The organism is Algoriphagus terrigena DSM 22685, from assembly GCF_000429445.1.
GTDB classification, from domain to species: domain Bacteria; phylum Bacteroidota; class Bacteroidia; order Cytophagales; family Cyclobacteriaceae; genus Algoriphagus; species Algoriphagus terrigena.
In genome coordinates this window covers 1-21034 of the sequence record NZ_AUBW01000039.1, presented here as the reverse complement: position 1 = coordinate 21034, position 21034 = coordinate 1, and the positions used below count along the sequence as shown (strand labels likewise).

21 protein-coding genes are annotated in these 21034 nt (G+C 48.9%); 9 read left to right on the top strand and 12 right to left on the bottom strand.

Annotation, left to right across the window (positions count from 1 at the left end; genetic code table 11):
* The 3 genes from G459_RS0123275 to G459_RS0123265 form a co-directional block, all read left to right on the top strand.
* Nucleotides 1–216 (top strand): GMC oxidoreductase (locus G459_RS0123275; RefSeq protein ID WP_026969751.1); only part of this gene is annotated, 216 nt, incomplete at its 5' end.
* A 3-nt stretch (nt 217–219) separates the two neighbouring features.
* Entirely contained in the window at nt 220–924 is a 705-nt protein-coding gene (locus G459_RS0123270; RefSeq protein WP_026969750.1) for a gluconate 2-dehydrogenase subunit 3 family protein, read from the top strand.
* Between the two features lie 271 nt (nt 925–1195).
* Nucleotides 1196–1558 (top strand): hypothetical protein, encoded by a 363-nt coding sequence (locus tag G459_RS0123265; protein ID WP_026969749.1) that lies wholly within the window; start codon nt 1196–1198, stop codon nt 1556–1558.
* 79 nt (nt 1559–1637) lie between these two features.
* Here the strand turns inward: G459_RS0123265 and G459_RS0123260 are convergent, their stop codons facing one another.
* The 4 genes from G459_RS0123260 to G459_RS0123245 all read right to left on the bottom strand — a co-directional run bounded on the left by G459_RS0123260 (nt 1638) and on the right by G459_RS0123245 (nt 5750).
* Nucleotides 1638–4112, bottom strand: a complete 2475-nt coding sequence (locus G459_RS0123260) for a S9 family peptidase (RefSeq protein WP_026969748.1) — start codon at nt 4110–4112, stop codon at nt 1638–1640.
* 91 nt (nt 4113–4203) lie between these two features.
* Nucleotides 4204–5070, bottom strand: a complete 867-nt coding sequence (lgt, locus tag G459_RS28395; protein WP_084454669.1) for a prolipoprotein diacylglyceryl transferase — start codon at nt 5068–5070, stop codon at nt 4204–4206.
* The gene (locus G459_RS0123250; protein WP_026969747.1) at nt 5054–5251 is read right to left on the bottom strand and encodes a hypothetical protein; all 198 of its coding nucleotides are present in this window, start codon (nt 5249–5251) and stop codon (nt 5054–5056) included. Before G459_RS0123250 ends, lgt begins: the two co-directional genes overlap by 17 nt.
* Nucleotides 5238–5750: an RNA polymerase sigma factor gene (locus G459_RS0123245; RefSeq protein WP_035456813.1), complete on the bottom strand. Its 513-nt coding sequence runs from the start codon at nt 5748–5750 to the stop codon at nt 5238–5240. Before G459_RS0123245 ends, G459_RS0123250 begins: the two co-directional genes overlap by 14 nt.
* Nucleotides 5751–6029: 279 nt before the next feature.
* On the opposite strand from G459_RS0123245, the gene G459_RS0123235 reads away from it, so the two are divergent.
* Nucleotides 6030–6899, top strand: coding sequence for a UDP-2,3-diacylglucosamine diphosphatase (locus tag G459_RS0123235; RefSeq protein ID WP_026969745.1), 870 nt, complete (start codon nt 6030–6032; stop codon nt 6897–6899).
* Nucleotides 6899–8044 (top strand): glycosyltransferase family protein, encoded by a 1146-nt coding sequence (locus G459_RS0123230; protein WP_026969744.1) that lies wholly within the window; start codon nt 6899–6901, stop codon nt 8042–8044. The genes G459_RS0123235 and G459_RS0123230 overlap by 1 nt, the downstream gene beginning before the upstream one ends.
* An 81-nt stretch (nt 8045–8125) precedes the next feature.
* On the opposite strand, the gene G459_RS28390 is transcribed toward G459_RS0123230, so the two are convergent.
* From G459_RS28390 to G459_RS0123210, 4 genes are all read right to left on the bottom strand, one after another.
* The gene (locus G459_RS28390; RefSeq protein ID WP_051315390.1) at nt 8126–8440 is read right to left on the bottom strand and encodes an FKBP-type peptidyl-prolyl cis-trans isomerase; all 315 of its coding nucleotides are present in this window, start codon (nt 8438–8440) and stop codon (nt 8126–8128) included.
* 133 nt (nt 8441–8573) lie between these two features.
* The gene (locus G459_RS0123220) at nt 8574–8945 is read right to left on the bottom strand and encodes a hypothetical protein (protein ID WP_026969743.1); all 372 of its coding nucleotides are present in this window, start codon (nt 8943–8945) and stop codon (nt 8574–8576) included.
* A gap of 158 nt (nt 8946–9103) precedes the next feature.
* Nucleotides 9104–11350: a M56 family metallopeptidase gene (locus G459_RS0123215; RefSeq protein ID WP_026969742.1), complete on the bottom strand. Its 2247-nt coding sequence runs from the start codon at nt 11348–11350 to the stop codon at nt 9104–9106.
* Entirely contained in the window at nt 11350–11718 is a 369-nt protein-coding gene (locus G459_RS0123210) for a BlaI/MecI/CopY family transcriptional regulator (RefSeq protein ID WP_026969741.1), read from the bottom strand. Before G459_RS0123210 ends, G459_RS0123215 begins: the two co-directional genes overlap by 1 nt.
* A gap of 133 nt (nt 11719–11851) precedes the next feature.
* Between G459_RS0123210 and G459_RS0123205 the strand changes: the two genes are divergently transcribed.
* Nucleotides 11852–14524, top strand: a complete 2673-nt coding sequence (locus tag G459_RS0123205) for an MGH1-like glycoside hydrolase domain-containing protein (RefSeq protein WP_026969740.1) — start codon at nt 11852–11854, stop codon at nt 14522–14524.
* Nucleotides 14496–15101: a ribonuclease HII gene (locus G459_RS0123200; RefSeq protein WP_026969739.1), complete on the top strand. Its 606-nt coding sequence runs from the start codon at nt 14496–14498 to the stop codon at nt 15099–15101. Before G459_RS0123205 ends, G459_RS0123200 begins: the two co-directional genes overlap by 29 nt.
* A 129-nt stretch (nt 15102–15230) precedes the next feature.
* Here the strand turns inward: G459_RS0123200 and G459_RS0123195 are convergent, their stop codons facing one another.
* The 4 genes from G459_RS0123195 to G459_RS0123180 form a co-directional block, all read right to left on the bottom strand.
* Nucleotides 15231–15671 carry a hypothetical protein gene (locus G459_RS0123195; protein ID WP_026969738.1) on the bottom strand — a complete coding sequence of 147 codons (441 nt, stop codon included), beginning with the start codon at nt 15669–15671 and terminating at the stop codon, nt 15231–15233.
* Nucleotides 15672–15878: 207 nt separating this feature from the next.
* Nucleotides 15879–17267 (bottom strand): NAD(P)(+) transhydrogenase (Re/Si-specific) subunit beta, encoded by a 1389-nt coding sequence (locus G459_RS0123190; protein ID WP_026969737.1) that lies wholly within the window; start codon nt 17265–17267, stop codon nt 15879–15881.
* Nucleotides 17264–17551 carry an NAD(P) transhydrogenase subunit alpha part 2 gene (locus tag G459_RS0123185; protein WP_026969736.1) on the bottom strand — a complete coding sequence of 96 codons (288 nt, stop codon included), beginning with the start codon at nt 17549–17551 and terminating at the stop codon, nt 17264–17266. Before G459_RS0123185 ends, G459_RS0123190 begins: the two co-directional genes overlap by 4 nt.
* A 10-nt stretch (nt 17552–17561) precedes the next feature.
* Nucleotides 17562–18686: a Re/Si-specific NAD(P)(+) transhydrogenase subunit alpha gene (locus tag G459_RS0123180; RefSeq protein ID WP_026969735.1), complete on the bottom strand. Its 1125-nt coding sequence runs from the start codon at nt 18684–18686 to the stop codon at nt 17562–17564.
* 390 nt (nt 18687–19076) lie between these two features.
* On the opposite strand from G459_RS0123180, the gene G459_RS0123170 reads away from it, so the two are divergent.
* A complete protein-coding gene (locus tag G459_RS0123170) occupies nt 19077–20543 on the top strand; it encodes a Gfo/Idh/MocA family protein (protein WP_026969734.1) in 1467 nt (488 codons plus the stop codon).
* A 249-nt stretch (nt 20544–20792) separates the two neighbouring features.
* Nucleotides 20793–21034, top strand: a 242-nt coding sequence (locus tag G459_RS0123165; RefSeq protein ID WP_026969733.1) for a transposase, incomplete at its 3' end; no start/stop codon positions are given.

Genomic DNA, 21034 nt, shown 5'->3' with positions numbered 1-21034 from the left:
ATCATCCACGAAGTGGGCACCACCCGGATGGGAGACGATCCGAAGTCTTCGGTAGTCAACTCCAACTGCCAGGCACACGACTGCAAAAACGTCTTTGTCGTCGATGCGGGTTCGTTCGTGTCCCAGGCAGACAAAAACCCCACTTGGACGATCCTGGCCCTCTCCTGGAGGACCTCCGAATACATCGTGGACCAACTCAAACAAAAAAACATCTAAGCCATGAACAGAAGAGAAAACCTCAAACTCCTCTTTACAGGCTCCGTGGGAGCGGGCTTGCTGTTGACAGGCTGCGAGCCTGAGCAGGTTGCCGTACAGAACCAAGTCCTCACCGGAGGCACGATCGGCGGCAGGACCGAGGAGGAGAAGCTCCGGGATTCACAGCTGCTCTCCGAGACCTTCTTCACCGAAGCGGAAGTGAAAAAGCTCAATACCCTCGTGGACATCATTCTGCCCGCAGGCGAGGATTCTCCCTCGGCTACGGAACTCAAAGTGCCCGACTTCATCGAGTTCATGATGAAGGACCAGCCCGGCAACCAGACCCCGATGCGGGGCGGACTGATGTGGCTGGACTTCGAGTCGGACGAACTGTTCGGAAAGTCCTTCAACGAGCTGGGCAAAGACCAGGTCATCCAGATCGTGGAGCTGGTCGCCTGGCCGGACAAGGCCGCTCCGGAGTATGCCGGTGCCGTCCGCTGGTTCAACATGCTGCGCAACCTGACCTGCTCGGGGTACTTCTCCACGCAGGCCGGCTGGAAATACATGGACTACCGCGGCAACACCCCCAACGTCTGGGACGGCGTCCCGCAAAAAGTCCTCGACCAGTACGGCCTCGCCAACCCCGACAAATACAAAGACCTCTACCTCAAACCCGAAGAGCGCGGCACCATCGCCCAATGGGATGAAGAAGGTAATCTAGTCGGGTAATCCTTAAAGAACATCTCCCAAAGCCTCTGAGTCATTGATTCAGAGGCTTTTTTTGTTTTTTGGAAAAGTCAATAAAACAACTTATTTCAACGTCATTCTATTTCATTTCAATACATTCTGCTTTACTTTAGGTAAAGTGAATCCACAATGACACGACTTTTTATGAACTCTAACTTGTAAACAACTATAGTGCACACACCCGCCCACGTTCTAAAAACTTTGAAAGTGTCCGTTCCGTAAGTATCTTCAATCAATCACAACCCAACCTGCGATGAAAATCTTTGGAAGTATTTTGTTCTTGATTTTGGGATTTGCCACGAAAGGGATGGCACAGGAGCACAAAATACCAGACTTCAAGTTTGATGAGCCGCTCCTCTTGCCTGGCTCTAAATTTCTGCTCCCCGAGAACCTTCAATCCTTTACTCTGGATACCACTCTCAATAATTCCAAGATCCCATTTCTGCCAAGAAGTCTCTCAATAGATCGGGAGATTACATCAATTTTCCCTATACCCTCTCAAATGTCCTTTCAGAGCCGGATGCCGATTCATAAGCTTCCGGATTCCGACAGCCGAATGCCTGTCAAGATTTTTGACGATTCGGTTAACTATACAATCCTGAAAAAGGAATTCTGACGAGCCGCAACCAGAAACAAAAAAGCCCGAATCCTTCCAGAATCGGGCTTTTCACTTTTAATTCATAATTCTACAATTCTCATTTCTCCTTCGGCTTGTCCCGCTGCATCTCGATCATGTCCACCGGAGGAGGCGTGTTGTCACCCAACAGGTGCTGAACAAAGTAGTCACCCATCTTCCAGAAGAAATACTCGGTCATGTCACCAAAGCCATGTCGCTGACCCGGAAGGATTACAAACTCAAACCGCTTTCCGGCTTTGATCAAAGCATTGGCCATACGGATTGTATTGGCCGGGTGGACATTGTTGTCCACGTCGCCGGTGCTGAGCATGAGATGACCTTTGAGGTTCTGTGCCAGTTCGGGATTTTTCTCGATTTGGTAGACAAAGGTCGTGTCACCTTTTGCCGAAACCTGCTCCTTCACCCCGTGATGCTTCTCAGACCACCAACGGTTGTAGATGTTGTTTTCGTGGTTTCCTGCGGAAGAAACGGCCACTTTGAACACGTCCGGATAGACCAACATCGCCGCCGTGGACATAAATCCGCCGCCTGAATGCCCATGAATCCCGACTTTGCTGCGGTCGATGTAGTCATACCTGTCCGCGAGCTGCTCGATAGCCGCCTTCTTATCCGCCAAGCCGTAATCCCTCAGATCTCCATAGCCATAGTTGTGGTACCACTTGGATCGGGCCGGGTGTCCGCCTCTATTTCCCAAAGTGATCACCACGAATCCAAACTGCGCCAGGCGATCCGTGCGATCCAGACTTCTGCCAAAAGCCTTGTTGACCGCTTCGGTCTGAGGTCCCGGATAGACGTACTCGATGATGGGGTATTTTCTGGTCGAGTCAAAGTCGAAGGGCTTGTACATCACGCCATACAGATCAGTGATTCCATCATCGGCTTTGAACTTAAATGGCTCGGGAAACTGATAGCCTGCGGCAAAAAGCTGGCTCAGATCCGCAGTCTCCAAGTCCATGACTTTCGCTCCGCTTTTATCGTAAAGTACAGTCACCGGAGTTGTATTTACTCTTGAAAAATTGTTGACAAAAAAGCTCGCGTTGTCATTGATGCTGATATCGTGGTTGAAGTCACCTTTATTGAGCAAGGTCACTGCTCCTCCGTCTAAGCTGACGCTGTACAAGTGTTCATAATACGGATCTTCGCCTTTTTCACGCCCATTCGCGGTAAAGTAAAGCTTCCGCGCTTTGGCGTCCACCCGCGCCGCACCGGCTGTATGATAAGGCCCGGATGTCAGCTGACGCTTAAGCGCCCCGTCTTTCCCGTACAAGTAGTAGTGCCCCCATCCGTCCTGCTCAGACCACCAGATCAACTCATTCCCTACGATCTCCAACTTCTCAAAGTCAATGTAGGTATTGCTTCGCTCCTCAATCAGGATTTCCTTTTGGCCAGTGGAGAGGTTCCATCTCAGGACATCCACCTTCTTCAGATCTCTGGAAGTCACTGCGAAATAGAATGAATTCAAGTCCCCCAACCAGGTAGCCGGACGGAAGTCATCGTCTCTCGTGTTTGTCGCCGGAGTAGTCGACCAGAGGTTGACCGTCTGGTCCTTGAACGTATCGATCGGAAGGTTTTTCAACTCCATGTTTTCGAAGGAAAAATGAAGCAGTTCGGTCTTCGGCTGCTCTTTTTCGCCAGGCATGGCATACTTGTAGGTCTCCAAAGTCGGACGGGGATCCTTCGTATTGTGAAGCACCCAGAGGTCTTTCACCGCGCGCTCGTCCGTGCGTGTCAGGATAAACTGCTTGCTGTCTGTGCTCCACAGCGCGCCGACTCGCTTGCGTTCTTTTGCCTTTTTCTCCTCCTCCACATTGTCATCCCCACGGCCACCAAAGCCGTAGCTGTAGTCCCTTTCCCCGTCTGTAGTCAGCTGATTATCCACGATGGTCGAGTCTTTTTCGTCTTTTACCGCCTTGAGGAAGTTGGCTTTGTCCATCCAATAGAGGTTGAAATCCTTCATGTACACGACTCTGGACGAGTCTGGGGCAATGTTCGCCCACGCCAGACGCTTGGGGTCTTTCTCCGTGGCAATCTCCGTCAATTGCTGCGTGGAAATGTTGTAGAGGAAGGTGTGAGTCTTCTTCTCCATGGAGTCCTTGGCGCTTTTGTTCTTTTCTTTGATCTCTGCCCAGTCCGACTTCAGCACCTCGGCGGTACTTTTCACTTTAAACCGAATCGTGTTTTCGTCCTCCATCAGCTTCAGATCGTCCAGCTTCAGATGCTGTCCGTCAAAGGGGTCCTTCACAGCTCTGGTGATCTCGGATGCAAGCTTGTCCTTATCAAAAAGTTGGGTTTTGGTCTTGCGGACCGGATCGACCACGTACCAGTTCTTCCCGTCGGAAGTCTCGTATTCGTACCAGAACCGGTCCGATTTCTTCATCCAGTGTGCATCCACGCTGGTCGAGAAGACCACCTTTTTCATTTTCTCGGGAGAAAAACGAGCCGCAAGCTCGTAGTTTCCGGGATAGATTTTCTCCTGGGCAAATCCTGACAGCGAGGCCAGAATCATCCCAAACGCAAGTATAGCTTTCCTCATTTGAGTTGGTTTTTCGTTGAGACGAAGCTAAAAAGTGAGGAAGGAAGGTTGCTTACCGTTTATAAAGATTTGGGACTTTTCGGCTCAAGTTTTAAGAGGCCCTTTCGGGAATTGAAACACCTGGCCCTTCATTCGATTTCACCTTCCTGACCATCAGATAAATGCCAGCAAGGATAAACGGAACACTTAAGAGTTGCCCCATATTCAGGGCCATCTCAGACTCAAATGAAACTTGGTCGATCTTGAAGAACTCAAGGGCGAACCTTGCCGAAAACATCAAGACCAAAAAGAGCCCGAAGATGAACCCATCTTGCTTTTTGAATTTCTGATAAAAGAGATTTAAAAATAGGAAAATCGAGAAATAGGCGATGGCCTCGTACAACTGGCCAGGATGGCGTGGCACGTCGTCCAGTTGGAGAAATACCACCGCCCAAGGAACGGAAGTTGAATGGCCGACCATCTCAGAGTTGAAGAGATTGCCCAGCCTGATGAACGCGCAGGCAAGCGGAATCGCCAGAGCCAACTTGTCCATCACCCAATAGACATTCATCTTTTCAATCTTGCTGTAAGCAAGGATCGCAATTACGATCCCAATCGCTCCGCCGTGACTCGCCAGCCCTCGAAATCCGGTGAATTCAAGCTGGGGAGAAAAATGAAAGGGAAGCAAAATCTCAATGGGATGCTGGGAATAGTAGTCCAACTCGTAAAAGAAACAGTGCCCAAGCCTTGCTCCAAAAATCGTCGCAAACAGGATGTAGACAAGCAGCGTATCCACCTTCTCCTCCGGCACCAGTTCGTCTCTGAATCGTTTTCGAAGGAGAAAAAAACTCAGGGCAAATCCTGCTGCAAACAGAACCGAGTACCAGCGCAGGTCATAAAAACCAAGATTCCAAATGCTCCCGTCATGGTCCCAACGGATCGACAAGAGCAGCGGAGACAGCTCAGACAGCACAGCCATGGAGCGCAAAAATCAACAGCGAGTAAGCAAATGCATTCTGAACAAACCGCTTCAAAAGAAATTTGCCCGCGCCGGTCCTCCGGGGCTCAATAGCCGATAAAATTTCCGCCTCCGGGATATCAGTCAGGCTGTTCACCGACTTATACTGCTGCCAAGCAGGGGCTAGATTAGATAGATTCATGTTCCAATGATTTGATACTTTTTTCGAGTTGCTTTTTGATTCTATTGAGCCGGGTACTGACGTTGGTCTCAGAGAGGCCGAGCAGATCTGCGATTTCTTTGTGGGCGTACCCTTCCAGGTGAAGAATGACCACAGCCTTGTCCATCGGATTGAGCATGCCGATGGCTCGCTGCAGTACCAGCAATCCATCATCTGAACCTGCTTCTGAAGACGGATGAAGCTCGGCCGCTTCGGAATAAGGCTCTGTGACGATTCGGCTGCTCTTCTTTCGATGGTTTGAAATCAAGGTGTTCAGCCCCACCCGATACATCCAGGTGCTTATCTTTGATTCCTTCCGGAAGTTTGGGAACGCCTGCCAGAGAGCCAGCAACACATCTTGACGGTAGTCTTTCATTTCCTCGTCTGATCGCGAGTATAGCTTACAGAGGCTGTTGACCAAGCCCTGATTGGCTTGGATCATCGAGATAAACGCACTTTTCAAATCAGCTTCTGTAGCCATTTACACCTGTTTACACCATTAGTCGCATCACTCAGGAATTTGTCACAGGATGATGAAAAAATAGTTTTACGCACTGCACGAAAGGTAAGATGTATCTCACGATCTAATTTTTCAATTTTGAAATTTTCCAATCATTCAATCCGAGACCCGTCTTTTTCATCTTTCCGTAACCTGCAATTCATCTCCGCAAAAGAAAATTCCGAATTCAAAACAAATCCATAACAACCTAAACATGATGGATTTACATTGGCGCCCTAATTTTCGAGCAAAACCAGTAGAATGAAGACATCCTTCAAGACGATCGTCATTTCTGATGTTCACCTGGGAACGAAAGGCTCCAAAGCCAAGGAGATCTCCCGCTTCCTCAAGCAGTACCGCTGCGAAAACCTCATCCTCAACGGCGACATCATCGACGGCTGGCAACTCAAGAAATCGGGCAGCTGGAAGCGAAAACACACTCGCTTCTTCAACCGCATCCTGAAGATGATCGAGCAAAGCCAGACGAACGTCTACTATCTCCGGGGTAATCACGACGATTTTCTGGAGCAGATCCTGCCTCTTCAGATCGGCCGTCTCCATATCCTGACTGACATGACCTACGAGTCCGAAGGCAAGAAATACTTCATCACCCACGGAGACGTATTTGACTCGGTCACCACCAATCTCCGCTGGATCGCATACCTCGGTGACGTGGGCTATACCTTCCTCCTCTGGCTCAACCGAGTGGTCAACTATTACCGCTTCAAGGCTGGACTGCCTTACTATTCACTTTCGCAGTACATCAAAAGTAAGATCAAAAAAGCGGTCTCCTTCATCGACGACTACGAAACCGAACTTGCCAAGATGGCTAAAGCCAAGGGCTGCGACGGGATCATCTGCGGACACATCCACAAGGCCGAAAACCGGATGATCGATGGCATCCACTACCTCAACTCCGGCGACTGGGTGGAGACGATGAGCGCGCTGGCTGAAGATCACGAAGGCAACTGGCAACTGATCTACTACCGCGAGATAGACTTCAAGGGCATCCAAAATCAGGCGCCAATCAGCGCGTACCCGTCTTCAGAAGCCACTATCGTCCCAATGCGACAGGTTTCCTTCGAAACCAGAGACGACGAAGACATCACGCCTCCAAGCATTCGACTCTGATGAAGTTTTTGTTTATCGTCCAGGGCGAAGGAAGAGGCCACATGACGCAGGCCATTGCTTTTGCCAGCTTGCTCGCCTCACAAGGCCATGAACTCTCCGGTGTGATCGTGGGAAAAAGCCCGCGGCGGCGGATTCCCGACTTTTTCAACCGGGAAATCAAAGCTCCGATTCATGCTGTCGACAGCCCAAACTTCGAATGTGACAGCTCCAGCAAGAAGATCCTGATCAGAAAGACCCTTTGGAAAAATAGCTTGAGGTTGCGCACATTTTGGGGGAGTCTGAAGAAGATTGACCAGCTGGTGCAGGAAACCCAGCCGGACGTGATTCTTAATTTCTACGATCTGCTCGGTGGATTTTACAATTTTCTTTTTCGCCCAAATGCTCACTTCTGGGTGATTGGCCATCAGTATCTGATCCACCACCCTGAATTTCCCTTTGTCCCAAACAAAGTTGTGGACAAAGCGCTCTTCCAGATCAACACCTACCTGACTGCTTTGGGTGCAGACGAGCGACTGGCACTTTCGTTTTTACCCAAGGAAAATCCCGCCGCTTCTTTCCGCGTGGTTCCGCCTCTTTTGCGACAGGAAGTGAAGAAACTGGTGCCAAAAGATGGAAATTTCTACCTCACCTACATGGTCAATCCGGGCTATGCCGAAGAGGTGATTCACTTTGCCAAGGGAAATCCAAACCTTAAAATCAAAGCCTATTGGGATAAAAAGGATGCAGCTGAGACCGAATTCCCACTCCCCAATCTCAGCTTCCATCAGGTCAACGATCAAACATTTCCTCAGGACATGGCCGCTTGCAAGGGTCTGGTCTGTACGGCCGGATTTGAATCGGTGTGCGAGGCGATGTACTTGGGAAAACCCGTTATGATGATACCCGTGTCGGGGCAGTACGAACAGGCCTGCAATGCGCTGGATGCTGAGACTTCTGGGGCAGGGATCGCCTCCGAAATGTTTGATTTTGGAAAGTTTGACCAAGCAATCTCAGGCTTACGGTTTCACTCCTCTGCGGAAATCAGGGATTGGAATGGCAACTGGCCAAGTATATTCCGACAGCTCATCGAGCAAGCTGAATCCCAGGAAACGTCAATCGGGTCAGACACGGGAATTGAGCCCTCGCCGTCCCTACAGTTTCGATAGACTCTATTTCCGTTCGATTCTGTCCAATTTCATTTTGATAAGCAAAGTAGAGTCAGGCGAAACATTTGGCGGATAGCCGCTTCACTTTACGAGATAAGGCGGGGCGACAAGCTTCCGGACTTCCCCAACCTGCATTCCTCTCAGTCCTTCATCCACAGCGGCGGTTGCTTGATTTCCGCCAATCAAAACTTTGACCGGTGAAGTGGTGTCGTAATTTGAATACAGGACCGTACCACCTCTATAGCTGGTCGTTTCGTAGATGAACACTTCATCGCCAGCTTGAGCCCGAATTCCAGATCCCTCTTCCAAGATTTGATACTGCAATCCGGATTTTGTGGAGATAAACTTGTCAGAGCAGCCCAGCAAAATCAGGAACAGAAGGGGGATTTTCTTCATAAGTTTTGATTTTCGCACAGTCTAAATGTCTTCTATTCCGACAAATTGGCTCTTTGTTCATTCGAAATTCACTGGAAATCAAACTAATGCAAAACTGGCATTGGCAAAAAAGCTGATTGCAGATCGACGGGAACTAGCAGCCGATACTTTTTCGCTCCTCTGCATTCAGTTCGTTCAGTCTTTTGTAATACGATCGTCCCTCTTTTTCCAATCTGACGTAGGGAAAATCAGGTCTTTTTACCAGCATCCTTTCCTCAATGGTAAGGTCAAGATACAGGACATTAAACTCCAAATATTCTCCAAAAAGTGCCTGAATTTCTTCCGCTGACCTATTTTTGAAGATCAGATTTTCGAAGGCTTTCACCTGAAACTTGCCGTATTTGTCCAGATAGGCGGCCATTGCGGGAGATTTATCACCCTCCCAATTTCCACTGACTGCTTCAGTAGAATCTCCTTTGTTGGATCCTGAATCGGCAAGCGCCTTGTCACCAAAAGTATAAATCATTATCGCTCCAATTGGAATAAATAAGCCAACTCTTAGCAATGCGGCGAAATTCTTGGTTATAGGCATCATACTGTCGGTCATTTATGGTAAGTAAGTTCTTTAAGGTACTGCTTATTTCAGTTATCCTTACGTAGGAATACGCTCCAGATTTGGGCTGGCTAACAGCCCAAATCCCTTCTTTGCTGTGGTGTCAGGTCTTCGATCTTCACGAAGACTTCCTTCCCGCCACTTTCCATCTTGACATACGGAAACGTCGCACGCTTAACCTGTCTTCTTTCCTCAAAGGACAGCCCATTGTACTTGGCTTCCAACTGCTTGAACATCTTCTGCTGATGCAAAACACCCCAGACTACAGGCTGTTCAAATAGTCTATTTTCGTACGTGACAGTTTGGTACTTACCATAAAGAGCCAAGTATTCCTGCAATCCTGCGCTTCTGCTTCCATTAGACGACGCGAATGCATAGACCAGCTCTTTCCCACCGAGAGACCCTTTGTTTTGAACAGCTATTTTTTCGCCGTTGTTTTGTGTAGCATTTCCATTTCTTGGACTATCCGAATCAGGGGAAATTGGCTGTTTCAGACTTTTTTTCCTTTTGTCTGAGGACTGGGAATATTCATCACTCAGTTCCCTATACAAACTATCCAACAAAGCCTTCTCTTGGGCACTTTTCTGCGGATAGATCGTCCCGGACGTTCTCAGGTTTTCATAGCGGGCGTTTTTCTGAAGATAGGCGGTGTTGGGATCAGGGTATTTGGAAATATCCCTTCCCCAGGTCACAAATCTAGAAGTCAGGGTAATGGTATCTTGATTGGTTAGTGGATTTGGGAGGCCATAATCTTTCGTATAAAGATGAACTTGGTAGGGCTGGGGAAACTGCTTTGATCGGGCATTCTTCATCACGCCGGATTGAAAATAATACTTGAAATCTACTGCCAAATAATCATTTAGCCGGTCATTTTCAATATCGATACCGTCTATCCATATCGCATAGGTTTCCTTATCCTTCCACTTTTCATACAAAGCTGGACCTGGACTTCCTGTGGGCTTCATTATGAATGGGCCGAGAAGTCTCTTTTTCTCCTCTTCGATCAGCTGTCCGTAGGATTTGCGGGTGTAGTTCATGTTTTCGTCCTCAACCAGAATGTAGGCGTGACGATAGTATTCTTCACTATCCTTTTCCTTACTTGATGTTTCCCATTCATGACCTTGCTTGTCAAACACCACCCACCGCATCTCCATTCCTCTCAAGATCTCCTGCACATCCGCCAAAGTGCCCATTTTCACACCAGGATCAGTAGAGAATCGCACGACTGGTTGACTAGCCTTGATTTCGTCCAGCCATTTGGACAACTCTTCGATCGGTATAGGCTCGCCATCAACCTCTACTAAACGGTCAGAGAGTATTTTGATTTTCATCTCTTCCTCCTCAAAGGAGGTCACTGTCGCCGACACTTGGCTCTCGATACCTTCCTCTTCGGGCTGGACTTCCACCTTTTCTCTGAAGAAATAAACTAGGGCTCCAATCAACGGGACCAGCACCAAAATCTTCAGCCATCTGAAAGGGTTTTTGCCGTCCTTTTTCATCATTTCCATCCGCTTCTTGGTGAGGGAAAAATTCAGGCTACTGACCATGCGCTGAGTCGGTCCGTCCAGCAAAATATTGAGAAGCTGCTGCTGATAATCCTGAATCGAAGTTGTGCTGAGCGCGGCTTGATCCGCGATAAACTCATGATTGAGCTTGATCGCTTGCTTGGCCAGATGTAAGCCCGGATGAAACCAAAACGGCACCAGCAGCGCTTCGACAAGCAGGATGTCCCAACTGTGCTTTTCCCGTACGTGACATCGCTCGTGGGCAAAAACCGCATCGGAAATCCCCTCCTGCTCAAAGCTGCGTCGAGAGACGAAGATGTATTTCAAGAATGAAAAAGGAGATCGGTGATCTGGATTCAAGACCAAGGTTTCGCCTCGATAAGCCAAGCGTGGATTGGTTCGGATTTGATGCAAAAGCCTTCCAAAATTTCTCAGAAAACGGAACAAGAACACAGCTGAGATAATGAAGTAAGCTACCCAAAGGGCTTTCTCCCAAGGAAAGGAACTGGTGGCAACTCGAGCCGCTGCTGATTCATCCCCGACGACTGCCTCCGGGATTTCCGCTTCCGCCACCGCTGAAAAGCGCTCGTGCTCAAAATCCCCATTTTCCTCCGTCGACACCGCTTCAAAGGCGATGGACTCAGTCTTTTGTACCGGCACTTCGATCGTATAGAGCGGAATAAAAAATGAGCCCAACACGGAGGCCAAAAGAAAAAACCGGTTGAAGCGGTGCAGCACTTCCCGCTGTAGCAGCAGCCGGTGAATGAACAGCAAAGCCAACAGGCAAAGCATGGATTTGAGCAGATAGTCCATTAGTTCTTCTTGTTTAATTTGTCATCAATCAGTGTTTTGATTTGCTGCAACTCGGCTTCGGAGAGATCCACCTTTTTGGTAAAAAAGGAGGCAAACTGAGCAGGCGAATCGTCAAAGAAATTTTTGATCAATCCTTTGATATGCTTCGAAAAGTAGCTCTCCTTGCTCACCAGCGGGAAATACTCCCGTGAATTACCGTGAGTTTCGTAGCCTACAAACTCCTTTTCCTGCATGCGCTTCAGAAGAGTGGACACGGTCGTGGCTGCCGGTTTGGGTTCCGGATAGGCATCGAGCAAGTCCTTCATAAAGGCCTTCTTCAGCATCCAGAGATAGTTCATCAGTTCTTCTTCGCCGCGGGAGAGTTTCATTTTACAATCTTTTCTACAAATGTAGAAGCATATTTCAATTCTACAAGTGTAGAACAAAAAACCTTCGGCTTTTCTTTAGAGTTAATAGCGAGAAAATTCTAATTTCGAGGCTTGCCCAACCTATAAGACCTACATGTCAGCTGAAAATAAGAGATTACAGGAGGATAAGGCGCACCTAAAGCATTGGAAGAAATGGGGCCCTTACCTGACCGAGCGCCAGTGGGGAACCGTCAGGGAAGATTACAGCCCAGATGGAGCGGCTTGGGAAAACGTGACGCACGAAGACGCCAAAAGCAAAGCCTATCGATGGGGCGAGGAGGGAATAGCCGGGGTCTCGGATCACCAGCAGAAGCTTTGCCTGGCCTGGGCATTTTGGAATGGCAAAGATCCGATGATCAAGGAGCGCCTATTTGGCCTGACCGGTAACCAGGGAAATCATGGTGAGGATGTGAAGGAGATCTACTATTACCTCGACTCCACTCCCACTCACAGCTACATGAAGATGCTCTATAAGTATCCTCAGACGGAATTTCCCTACCAAAAACTCGTCGACCAAAACGCAACAGCAGGCAAGCTTCAAGACGAATACGAACTGATCGACACGGGGATCTTTGACGAGGACCGGTACTTTGACATCTTCATCGAGTATGGCAAAAACGACACGGAAGACCTCATCTCGATCGTCACTGTGCACAACAGAGGCCCGGAAGCGGCCAAACTCACCCTGATGCCGACCGTGTGGTTTCGGAAAACCTGGTTTACTGGGCATGAGCCCTTTATGCCCAGGATCACCAAGCTCGACGACCGTTCTTTCAAAGCTTTCAATCCCAAAACCGGGAATTACATCTTCACTTTTTGTTCCAACAAGGACCTCGCCTTCTGCGACAACGAAACCAACCGGGAGAAACTTTATGGAATCCCCAACGAACGCAAATACACCAAGGACGGGATCAATGATTTCATCGTCGAGGGAAATCGCGCCAGACTGAATCCTCAAAATACTGGGACCAAGGCTGCCGCAATCTACGAGCTGGAAATCCCCGCCGGCGGCTCCAAGTCGATCAAGATGCGCATGCAGCATCAGCTGGAGGACAATCCACTGGATGCATGCCACGAAAATATGGATCTGCGAAGAAAAGAAGCAGATGAGTATTATGAGACGATTCAAGAGCGGGTAACCGATCCAGATCTGAAATCCATCCAAAGGCAAGCCTTTGCCGGAATGATGTGGTCAAAGCAGTTTTATTACTATGATGTCGAGCGCTGGCTGGAGGGCGATGCGGGACGCTATTCACCGCCAGATCAGCGAAAATCAGGACGAAACCACAACTGGCGCCACCTGCAAAACTATGACATCATCTCCATGCCTGACAAGTGGGAATACCCTTGGTATGCCGCCTGGGATTTGGCGTTTCACTGCATCCCCATTGCCAGGATAGACTCGGAATTTGCCAAAAACCAGCTGCTGCTCCTGCTCAACGAATGGTACATGCATCCCAACGGGCAGATTCCCGCTTATGAGTGGAACTTCTCCGATGTCAACCCACCCATCCACGCCTATGCCGTGCAGCGGGTGTACCAGATCGACAAGAAGGCCAACGGGGGCAAAGGTGATCAGGAATTTCTGGAGCGGGCCATGCACAAACTCATGCTCAACTTCACTTGGTGGGTTAACCGCAAGGATTCCGAAGGAAACAACATCTTCGAAGGAGGATTCCTGGGCCTGGATAACATCTCCCTGTTTGACAGAAATCACGCGCAGTACTATCAGGGAAAACTCGAACAGGCGGACGGTACTTCCTGGATGGCGATGTTTTCACTGAACATGCTCCGTATCGCGCTCGATCTGTGCGAGTTTAACAAGGTCTACCAATTCACCGCGACCAAATTTCTGGAGCACTTCCTCTACATCGCCGGAGCGATGAACAATATCTCCTCCGAGCATATGTCACTCTGGGATGATGAGGACAACTTCTTCTACGACATCTTCCACTACAAGGGCAAAGAACCGAAGAAGCTGAAAGTACGGTCCATTGTTGGCTTGATCCCGCTCTTCGCAGTGGAGCCGATCCGTGAGGACATGTTTGACAATCTGCCCGAGTTCAAGAAACGGTTGGATTTTTTCCTGCGGGAAAAACCCAAACTCGCGGCATTGGTCTCCAGCTGGATCCAGCCCGGCTACGACAAGCGTCGCCTTTTTTCTCTGCTACGTGGACACCGCATGAAAAGCGTCCTCCGCTGCATGCTAGATTCGAACGAGTTTCTCAGCGATTACGGGATCCGCTCGCTGTCCAAATACTACGAAAAGAACCCCTACACACTCAAGATCAATTCGGAAATCCTCTCTATCAAATACACACCGGGAGAGTCCGACACCCGGATGTTTGGCGGGAATTCCAACTGGCGGGGACCGATCTGGTTTCCGATCAACTTCCTGATCATCGAGTCGCTGAAGAAATTTGACTTCTACTACGGCGGAGATTTCTCGATCGAGTATCCCGTTGGTTCGGGCAAATTCATCACGATGGACATCATCGCCAAGGAGCTCAGTCTCCGGTGCATGAAGATCTTCATGAAAGACGAAAATGGCCATCGCCCCGTGTATGGTAAGAATAAAAAATTCCAAGAAGATCCCCATTTCAAGGATTACGTTCTCTTTTACGAGTATTTCCATGGGGATTCGGGCAAAGGACTCGGCGCTTCGCATCAAACCGGCTGGACAGGTCTGGTAGCGGAGATGATCCACAAATACTACAAAACCGACGAAGTCAATCACGATGTCATTACTCCCCTATTTAGAAGCTAACCGCATCGAAGCAGGCTGTGACGAGGTGGGCAGAGGTTGTTTGGCAGGGCCCGTGGTTGCTGCCGCCGTGATCCTGCCGGGCGACTACATCAATCCCTGGATCAATGACTCCAAAAAACTCAGCAAAGCCAACCGGGAAGACCTCATAGAAGAGATCAAAAGCAAGGCACTGGCTTGGGCGATCGCCGAGGCAAGCGTAGAAGAGATCGACCGGATCAACATCCTCAACGCGTCTTTTCTGGCTATGAAGCGTGCGATTCTTCAACTGAAAATAGTGCCGGAACATCTGCTCATTGACGGCAATCGCTGGAGATCCGACCTGAGCTATCCTCATACCTGCATTATTAAAGGAGACGGAAAGATGGCCAGCATTGCGGCGGCCTCTATCCTGGCAAAAGTCTACCGGGACGAAATGATGGAAAGACTGGCAGAGGAATTTCCGCATTTTGCATGGGAGCGAAACGCCGGCTACCCCACCCTGGCCCATCGTGAAGGAATCGAAAAATTCGGCAGTACAGTTTGGCATCGGAAAAGCTTCCAGCTGTTGTCAAGGCAATATGAATTGCCCCTAAAGTAAAAAGCCCCCTGAGAAACTCAGGAGGCTTTTAGTTTATATTAAGGGTGTTTCACTTCTCTTTTGATCTTTCAAAGCTCGGATGGCTGTGAGCCGCGACTGGTCGCTTTTGAGCCTGAGCGGGTCGAAAGGTTATTTCTTTTCGATTCTTTCGAAAATCAACTTCCCAGATGCTGAGCTTTTGCTGACTGGCAGCAGCACCATTTTCTTGTCGGTAAACTCGATGATCTTGGCAAGTCGGTCTCCCTTTTCCTCGTGGATCAGCAGCATATTTCCCTCGATCAGTTCAATCTTGGCTTCCTTCTGGACGACCTGCTGATTCTCAAAATCCGTAAACTTCAAGACATCCCCGGCCTCAAACTGATAGACCGTATTTTCCAGCCTATAGTTGATCCTCGCATCCATGCTTGCCCGCTCCATAGCGTTAGCAGTTTGGTATTGGGAAGAATTGACCAGCTTCTCCATCCCCTCAAAATGGGTCAATTGCCAGCTTCCAATCAATTGCTTGTATTCGATCTGGTTGAATACCGCTGCCCAAGTCAGCAAAAAGGAGGTAAGTAGAGATAGATGCATGTACGAGCTCGTTACAATAATTTTGCCAGATTGAAAACCGCCTTGTTGGGAGACTCATGGCATCTGAACTTGTCCTAAAATTAGCGGGGCATTTTGATTTACCGGAGTATCGACATCCAAGCGCCTGACTTTGTAAATCATCTGCATCTAAAACAAAACAGGCTTTCCCATTTCTGAGAAAGCCTGTTTTGTTTTAGGGAGAAAAAATCAACTCATATCCTTCATCTCGCTCACCACTTTGGTGATCGTCTGCTTGGCATCACCGAAGAGCATCAGACAGTTTGGATAGCCGAAGAGCTCGTTTTCGATTCCTGCGTATCCTTTACCCATGCTTCGCTTGCTCACGATCACTGTCTTCGCTTTGTCAGCATTGAGGATCGGCATGCCGTAGATCGGGCTTTGAGGATTGGTTCGGGCGGCTGGGTTGACGACGTCGTTCGCGCCCACGATGAAGACCAGATCTGTATTCGGGAAGTCGTCGTTGATCGCTTCCATCTCGATCAGCTTGTCGTAGCTGATATTCGCCTCAGCAAGGAGCACGTTCATGTGCCCAGGCATCCGTCCGGCGACAGGGTGAATAGCAAATCGGAAGTCGATATTACGCTTTTCGCATTGCTCCATCAGCTCGCGGATCACGTGCTGCGCTTGTGCGACAGCCATTCCATAACCCGGCACGACCAATACAGAAGATGCCGCGTCAAATAACATCGCGGTCTCTTCGACTCCGATTTCTTTGACGACGATGGCTGGGCCATCTTGCCCGCCTGTCGCTACAGTTTGTCCAAAACCTCCCAAGAGTACATTGGTCAGGGAGCGGTTCATGGCTTTGCACATGATCTGCGTGAGGATAATCCCCGAGGCGCCGACCAGCGAACCCGCCACGATCAGTACATTGTTGCTCAGGATAAAGCCAGTGGCACAAGCCGCCATGCCTGAATAGGAATTCAAAAGAGAAATTACCACCGGCATGTCCGCTCCACCGATAGGAATCACGGTGAGAATCCCCAGAAGCAAGGATATGCCAACCAAGATCCCAATCAAAATCAAATTGGTAGGATCAAGAAAGACCATTACTGAGGTTATCACAAAAGCAATTAACAGCGCGAGATTGAGCAGGTGTTGACCACTAAAGGTGATTGGCTGCCCGGAGACTTTGCCGTCCAGTTTGAGGTAAGCGATCATGGAACCGGTGAAGGTCACTCCGCCAATCAAGACCGAAAGGATAATACTGGTGAGATTAACTGCGTCCAGCGACGCTGCCGAAATTTCACTTTTCAGAAAGTAGTCTGACAACGCAACGGCAAAAGAGGCCAACCCCCCAAATCCGTTGAACAGTGCGACCATCTCTGGGATTTTGGTCATGGCAACCCGGGTCGCATAAAACAATCCGATGGCTCCGCCGATCAAAATACAGACAAAAATCTCCACAAACGTGAGCACGTTGATCGTCAAAAGCGTCGCTACAATCGCAATCAGCATTCCTATCGCTGACAGCACGTTGCCTCTGCGGGCATCCTTGGTTTTACCCAGTAGTTTGATGCCCGTGATGAATAAAATCGAGGCAATCAGGTAGGCTATTTCTATGGCAATACTCATTTCTTCTTGAACATTTTAAGCATACGGTCTGTCACTGCATAGCCACCCACCACGTTGATGGTAGCCAGGATCAGTGCAAACATTCCCAGCCACTTGGCGATGGAGGTGTACCCCATCTCGTTGCAGGCGATCAAAGCGCCGACAATCGTGATCCCCGAGATCGCATTCGATCCGGACATGAGTGGCGTGTGGAGCGTCGGGGGGACTTTGGAGATCAGTTCAAATCCCAGGTAACTGGCCAGGACAAGGACATAGATTAGTATCAATAAGGCTGATGCATTCATCGTTGAGGGTCTATTTATTGATGATACTTTTGGTGAATTCGTGGACCAATTCTCCCTGATGGGTAATCAGGACTCCTTTGGTGATTTCCTCTGTCAGATCCAATGCGAATCCGTCTTTGGTAGCCAAATGAAGCAAGAGCGTAGAAATATTGGTCGCGTAGAGTTGGCTGGCATTGACAGGCAGAAGGGAAGGCAAATTGGATTCACCGACTAGGGTCACACCATGTTTGACCACGGTTTTATTCTTTTCGGAGATGGCGCAATTTCCGCCGGACTCTACCGCCATATCCACGATCACCGAGCCGGTTTTCATGCTTTTCACCATATCCTCCGTCACTAGGATCGGAGATTTTTTCCCCATGACGAGTGCCGTGGTAATCACCAGATCCGCGTCCTTGATTTTATCACGGATGAGTTTCTGTTGTTTTTCGAGGAATTCCGCAGAGACTTCCTTGGCATAGCCGCCCTCGATCTTGACCGTTTCGGCACCCTCTACAGTCAGAAACCTACCGCCGAGTGACTCTACTTGTTCTTTGGTTTCGGGACGGACGTCACTCACTTCCACAATGGCACCCAAGCGCTTGGCGGTAGCAATGGCCTGCAAACCTGCTACACCAGCTCCGAAAATCAGGACTTTCGCAGGAGTGATCGTACCCGAGGCGGTCATCATCAGCGGAAAGATCTTTCCGAGATAATTCGCTCCAAGGATGACCGATTTGTACCCCGCAAGGTTGGCTTGGGACGAAAGGGCATCCATCTTTTGTGCACGGGAGATTCTCGGCACGGCATCCATGGAAAAGGAGGAGATGGATTTCTTGTTCATCGCATCCAGCACATCGGGAAACTGATAGGCATACATGTAGGAAATACATGCACCTCCATTCTTCATCCGGGCGATTTCTTCAAGCGTGAAGAGGTTGACCTTGAGCAGGACATCGGCTCCATACACCTCTGAGGCTGAGCCCACTTTGGCTCCGGCATCCACATAGTCCTGATCCGAAAAATAAGATCCTTCGCCAGCTCCCGCTTCGACGATGACTTCAAATTCTTTCTTTTTGAGCAGCTTAACCACATCAGGACTGAGCGCTACTCTTTTTTCAAATTCCTTGGTCTCTTTGATGACTCCGACTACCATTTTATAAGGTTGTTCTGGGCTGGGACAAAATTTATTTTCGACTATTATTACTCAAAGTAAAGGAAAGCTTTGGTTTAAGAGAAATCACACCTGATTCAATCTTGCCCAAACTGAGCTAAAATTAGAATTTTTAAGGCAAAAAAGGCTCTATTTCATTCTCCATCAAAACCGCAATCGATTTCTTAATTTCCTTCGGTTTCGGCGACTTTTTTTTCTTCATGCAAAATCTAAAAAGCAATCCGACGTACCATCCTTGGGTGTAGGGCGAAAATCTTATGGACTGAAATAGTCTTTTATCCCCGATATTCAGTCTTCTTATAAATTCTTTACCCACAGGACACTTTAATTCTTATTTTGTTTTACTATTAAACCTCACAATTACTATAGCCCATGAAAAACCCCGAGCAACCCTCTGCGGGACAAACCCGGAGAGACTTTATCAAGAATGCAGCAATTGCATCTTCATTTTTCATCGTCCCCAGGCATGTCCTGGGAGGCACGGGATTTACCGCACCCTCTGATCAGCTTAACATCGCCGCTATCGGTGCAGGTGGAAAAGGCCGAAGCGATATCTTGAACGCCTCCGTCAACGGACGTGAACGAGTAGTAGCCCTTTGCGACGTAGACTTCGCTGGTTCTGCCAAAGAATCGGTCAAAAACTTCCCAAATGCCAAGCAATATGCCGACTACCGCATCATGCTGGAGCAGGAAAAAGACATCGACGCGGTGACGATCTCCACCCCGGATCACGTGCACGGACCGGCTGCTAAATTCTGCATGGAACGCGGCAAGCACGTCTATGTGCAAAAACCGATGACCCACAATATCCGTGAAGCAAGACTGCTGACACAGATGGCCCGCGACCAAAAAGTCGTGACCCAAATGGGAAATCAGGGTGCTTCCAACCCATTGATGGACATGATCAAAGGCTGGATGAATGAAGGCAAAATCGGTAAAGTGTCCAAGGTTCAAGTCTGGACTAACCGTCCGGTCTGGCCTCAAGGAGGTGCTTTCCCGACTCCTGATGCCAGTGCAAAACCAGATCCATTGTCCTGGGACCTGTGGCTCGGCCCGTCACCTGAGATCCCTTTCACACCAAACTTGCATCCTTTCAACTGGAGAGGCTGGTGGGATTACGGAACAGGCGCTTTGGGTGACGTAGGATGCCACTTGATGGATATTCCGTTTAGAACCCTGGGACTTCAGTACCCGACCGATGCGGAATGCTCCGTCGGCACCCTGTACTCCAAACTGGGAAGTGCCATCTACAATCCTGAAGGCTGCCCGGCTTCTTCCTCGATCACACTTCACTACGCACCGACTGCCAAAAATCCGGTACCGTTGGAAATGACCTGGATGGATGGCGGTATTCGTCCTTCCCACCCTGACATCATTCCTGCAGATCACGAGCTTGGGGGCGCCAATTCCGCCAACGGAGTATTGCTGATCGGTGAAAAGGGAATCATCTCTCACAACATCAACGATTCCTCACCTCTGATGCCAAAGTTGTATCTCTACGACGGCACACAGGAGTTTGGGCCAGATCGTCTTGAAAACACAGAACCTGAGTATGGACATCAGCGCAAGTGGGTGGATGCTTGTAAGGCGGGCTTTGGCTCTACAGAGCACAAAGGCCTCACATCTTCTTTCGACTATGCCGGACCATTTACTGAGACGGTTTTGATGGGTAACTTGGCCATCCGCAGCTTCATGCTCAAGCGTCAAAATGCCCAAGGCAGAGACGAATTCTTCGGACGTCGTAAACTGCTGTGGGATGGTGAAAACATGAGAATCACCAACCTGGAGGAAGCAAACCAGTTCGTGACCAGAACTTACAGAAAAGGCTTCGAAGTATAGGCCAATTTGCAGTGATCAGTTTTCAGTCGCAGTAGGCAGTTTACAGCAGAAAGCAATCGAAAATTGACATCTATAAAACCGTGAGTGGAAACGCTCACGGTTTTTTTCTTTTCATCCCTTCCTGGAAAAGGAGGTTTGGAGTACAAATCCACGAGCTGTCGACCGTTGACCGTCGTCAGTGGACAGTTTTCACTTTGTAAAGGACTAAAATAGCTTGACCGTTTTTGGGAGTTACAAAACTTTCAAAAAATGGAAAATCAGAAACAAGTGCAAGTGGTGCGTCACTTCAGTGAATCTTTCAAGCAGGAAAAGGTTCGGGAAATTGAGCGTAACTTAACTACAGTGATGCAGGTGAGTAAAGTGTATGGGGTGACCCGAGCAGCGGTCTACAAATGGCTTTATAAATATTCTGCTCACCGTAAAAAGCAAATTCGCCAAATCATCGAACCCATGAGTGATACCCATAAAATTCAGGAAATGGAGCAAAAAAT

Coding starts and splice junctions, on each gene's coding strand:
- G459_RS0123210 (WP_026969741.1), bottom strand. CDS start 11,718: ATGAAACTCTCCCGCGGCGAAGAAGAACTGATGAACTATCTCTGGATG.
- G459_RS0123195 (WP_026969738.1), bottom strand. CDS start 15,671: ATGCATCTATCTCTACTTACCTCCTTTTTGCTGACTTGGGCAGCGGTA.
- G459_RS0123215 (WP_026969742.1), bottom strand. CDS start 11,350: ATGGACTATCTGCTCAAATCCATGCTTTGCCTGTTGGCTTTGCTGTTC.
- lgt (WP_084454669.1), bottom strand. CDS start 5,070: ATGGCTGTGCTGTCTGAGCTGTCTCCGCTGCTCTTGTCGATCCGTTGG.
- G459_RS0123270 (WP_026969750.1), top strand. CDS start 220: ATGAACAGAAGAGAAAACCTCAAACTCCTCTTTACAGGCTCCGTGGGA.
- G459_RS0123250 (WP_026969747.1), bottom strand. CDS start 5,251: ATGAATCTATCTAATCTAGCCCCTGCTTGGCAGCAGTATAAGTCGGTG.
- G459_RS0123230 (WP_026969744.1), top strand. CDS start 6,899: ATGAAGTTTTTGTTTATCGTCCAGGGCGAAGGAAGAGGCCACATGACG.
- G459_RS0123170 (WP_026969734.1), top strand. CDS start 19,077: ATGAAAAACCCCGAGCAACCCTCTGCGGGACAAACCCGGAGAGACTTT.
- G459_RS0123190 (WP_026969737.1), bottom strand. CDS start 17,267: ATGAGTATTGCCATAGAAATAGCCTACCTGATTGCCTCGATTTTATTC.
- G459_RS0123185 (WP_026969736.1), bottom strand. CDS start 17,551: ATGAATGCATCAGCCTTATTGATACTAATCTATGTCCTTGTCCTGGCC.
- G459_RS0123200 (WP_026969739.1), top strand. CDS start 14,496: ATGTCATTACTCCCCTATTTAGAAGCTAACCGCATCGAAGCAGGCTGT.
- G459_RS0123205 (WP_026969740.1), top strand. CDS start 11,852: ATGTCAGCTGAAAATAAGAGATTACAGGAGGATAAGGCGCACCTAAAG.
- G459_RS0123265 (WP_026969749.1), top strand. CDS start 1,196: ATGAAAATCTTTGGAAGTATTTTGTTCTTGATTTTGGGATTTGCCACG.
- G459_RS0123245 (WP_035456813.1), bottom strand. CDS start 5,750: ATGGCTACAGAAGCTGATTTGAAAAGTGCGTTTATCTCGATGATCCAA.
- G459_RS0123220 (WP_026969743.1), bottom strand. CDS start 8,945: ATGATTTATACTTTTGGTGACAAGGCGCTTGCCGATTCAGGATCCAAC.
- G459_RS0123180 (WP_026969735.1), bottom strand. CDS start 18,686: ATGGTAGTCGGAGTCATCAAAGAGACCAAGGAATTTGAAAAAAGAGTA.
- G459_RS28390 (WP_051315390.1), bottom strand. CDS start 8,440: ATGAAGAAAATCCCCCTTCTGTTCCTGATTTTGCTGGGCTGCTCTGAC.
- G459_RS0123260 (WP_026969748.1), bottom strand. CDS start 4,112: ATGAGGAAAGCTATACTTGCGTTTGGGATGATTCTGGCCTCGCTGTCA.
- G459_RS0123235 (WP_026969745.1), top strand. CDS start 6,030: ATGAAGACATCCTTCAAGACGATCGTCATTTCTGATGTTCACCTGGGA.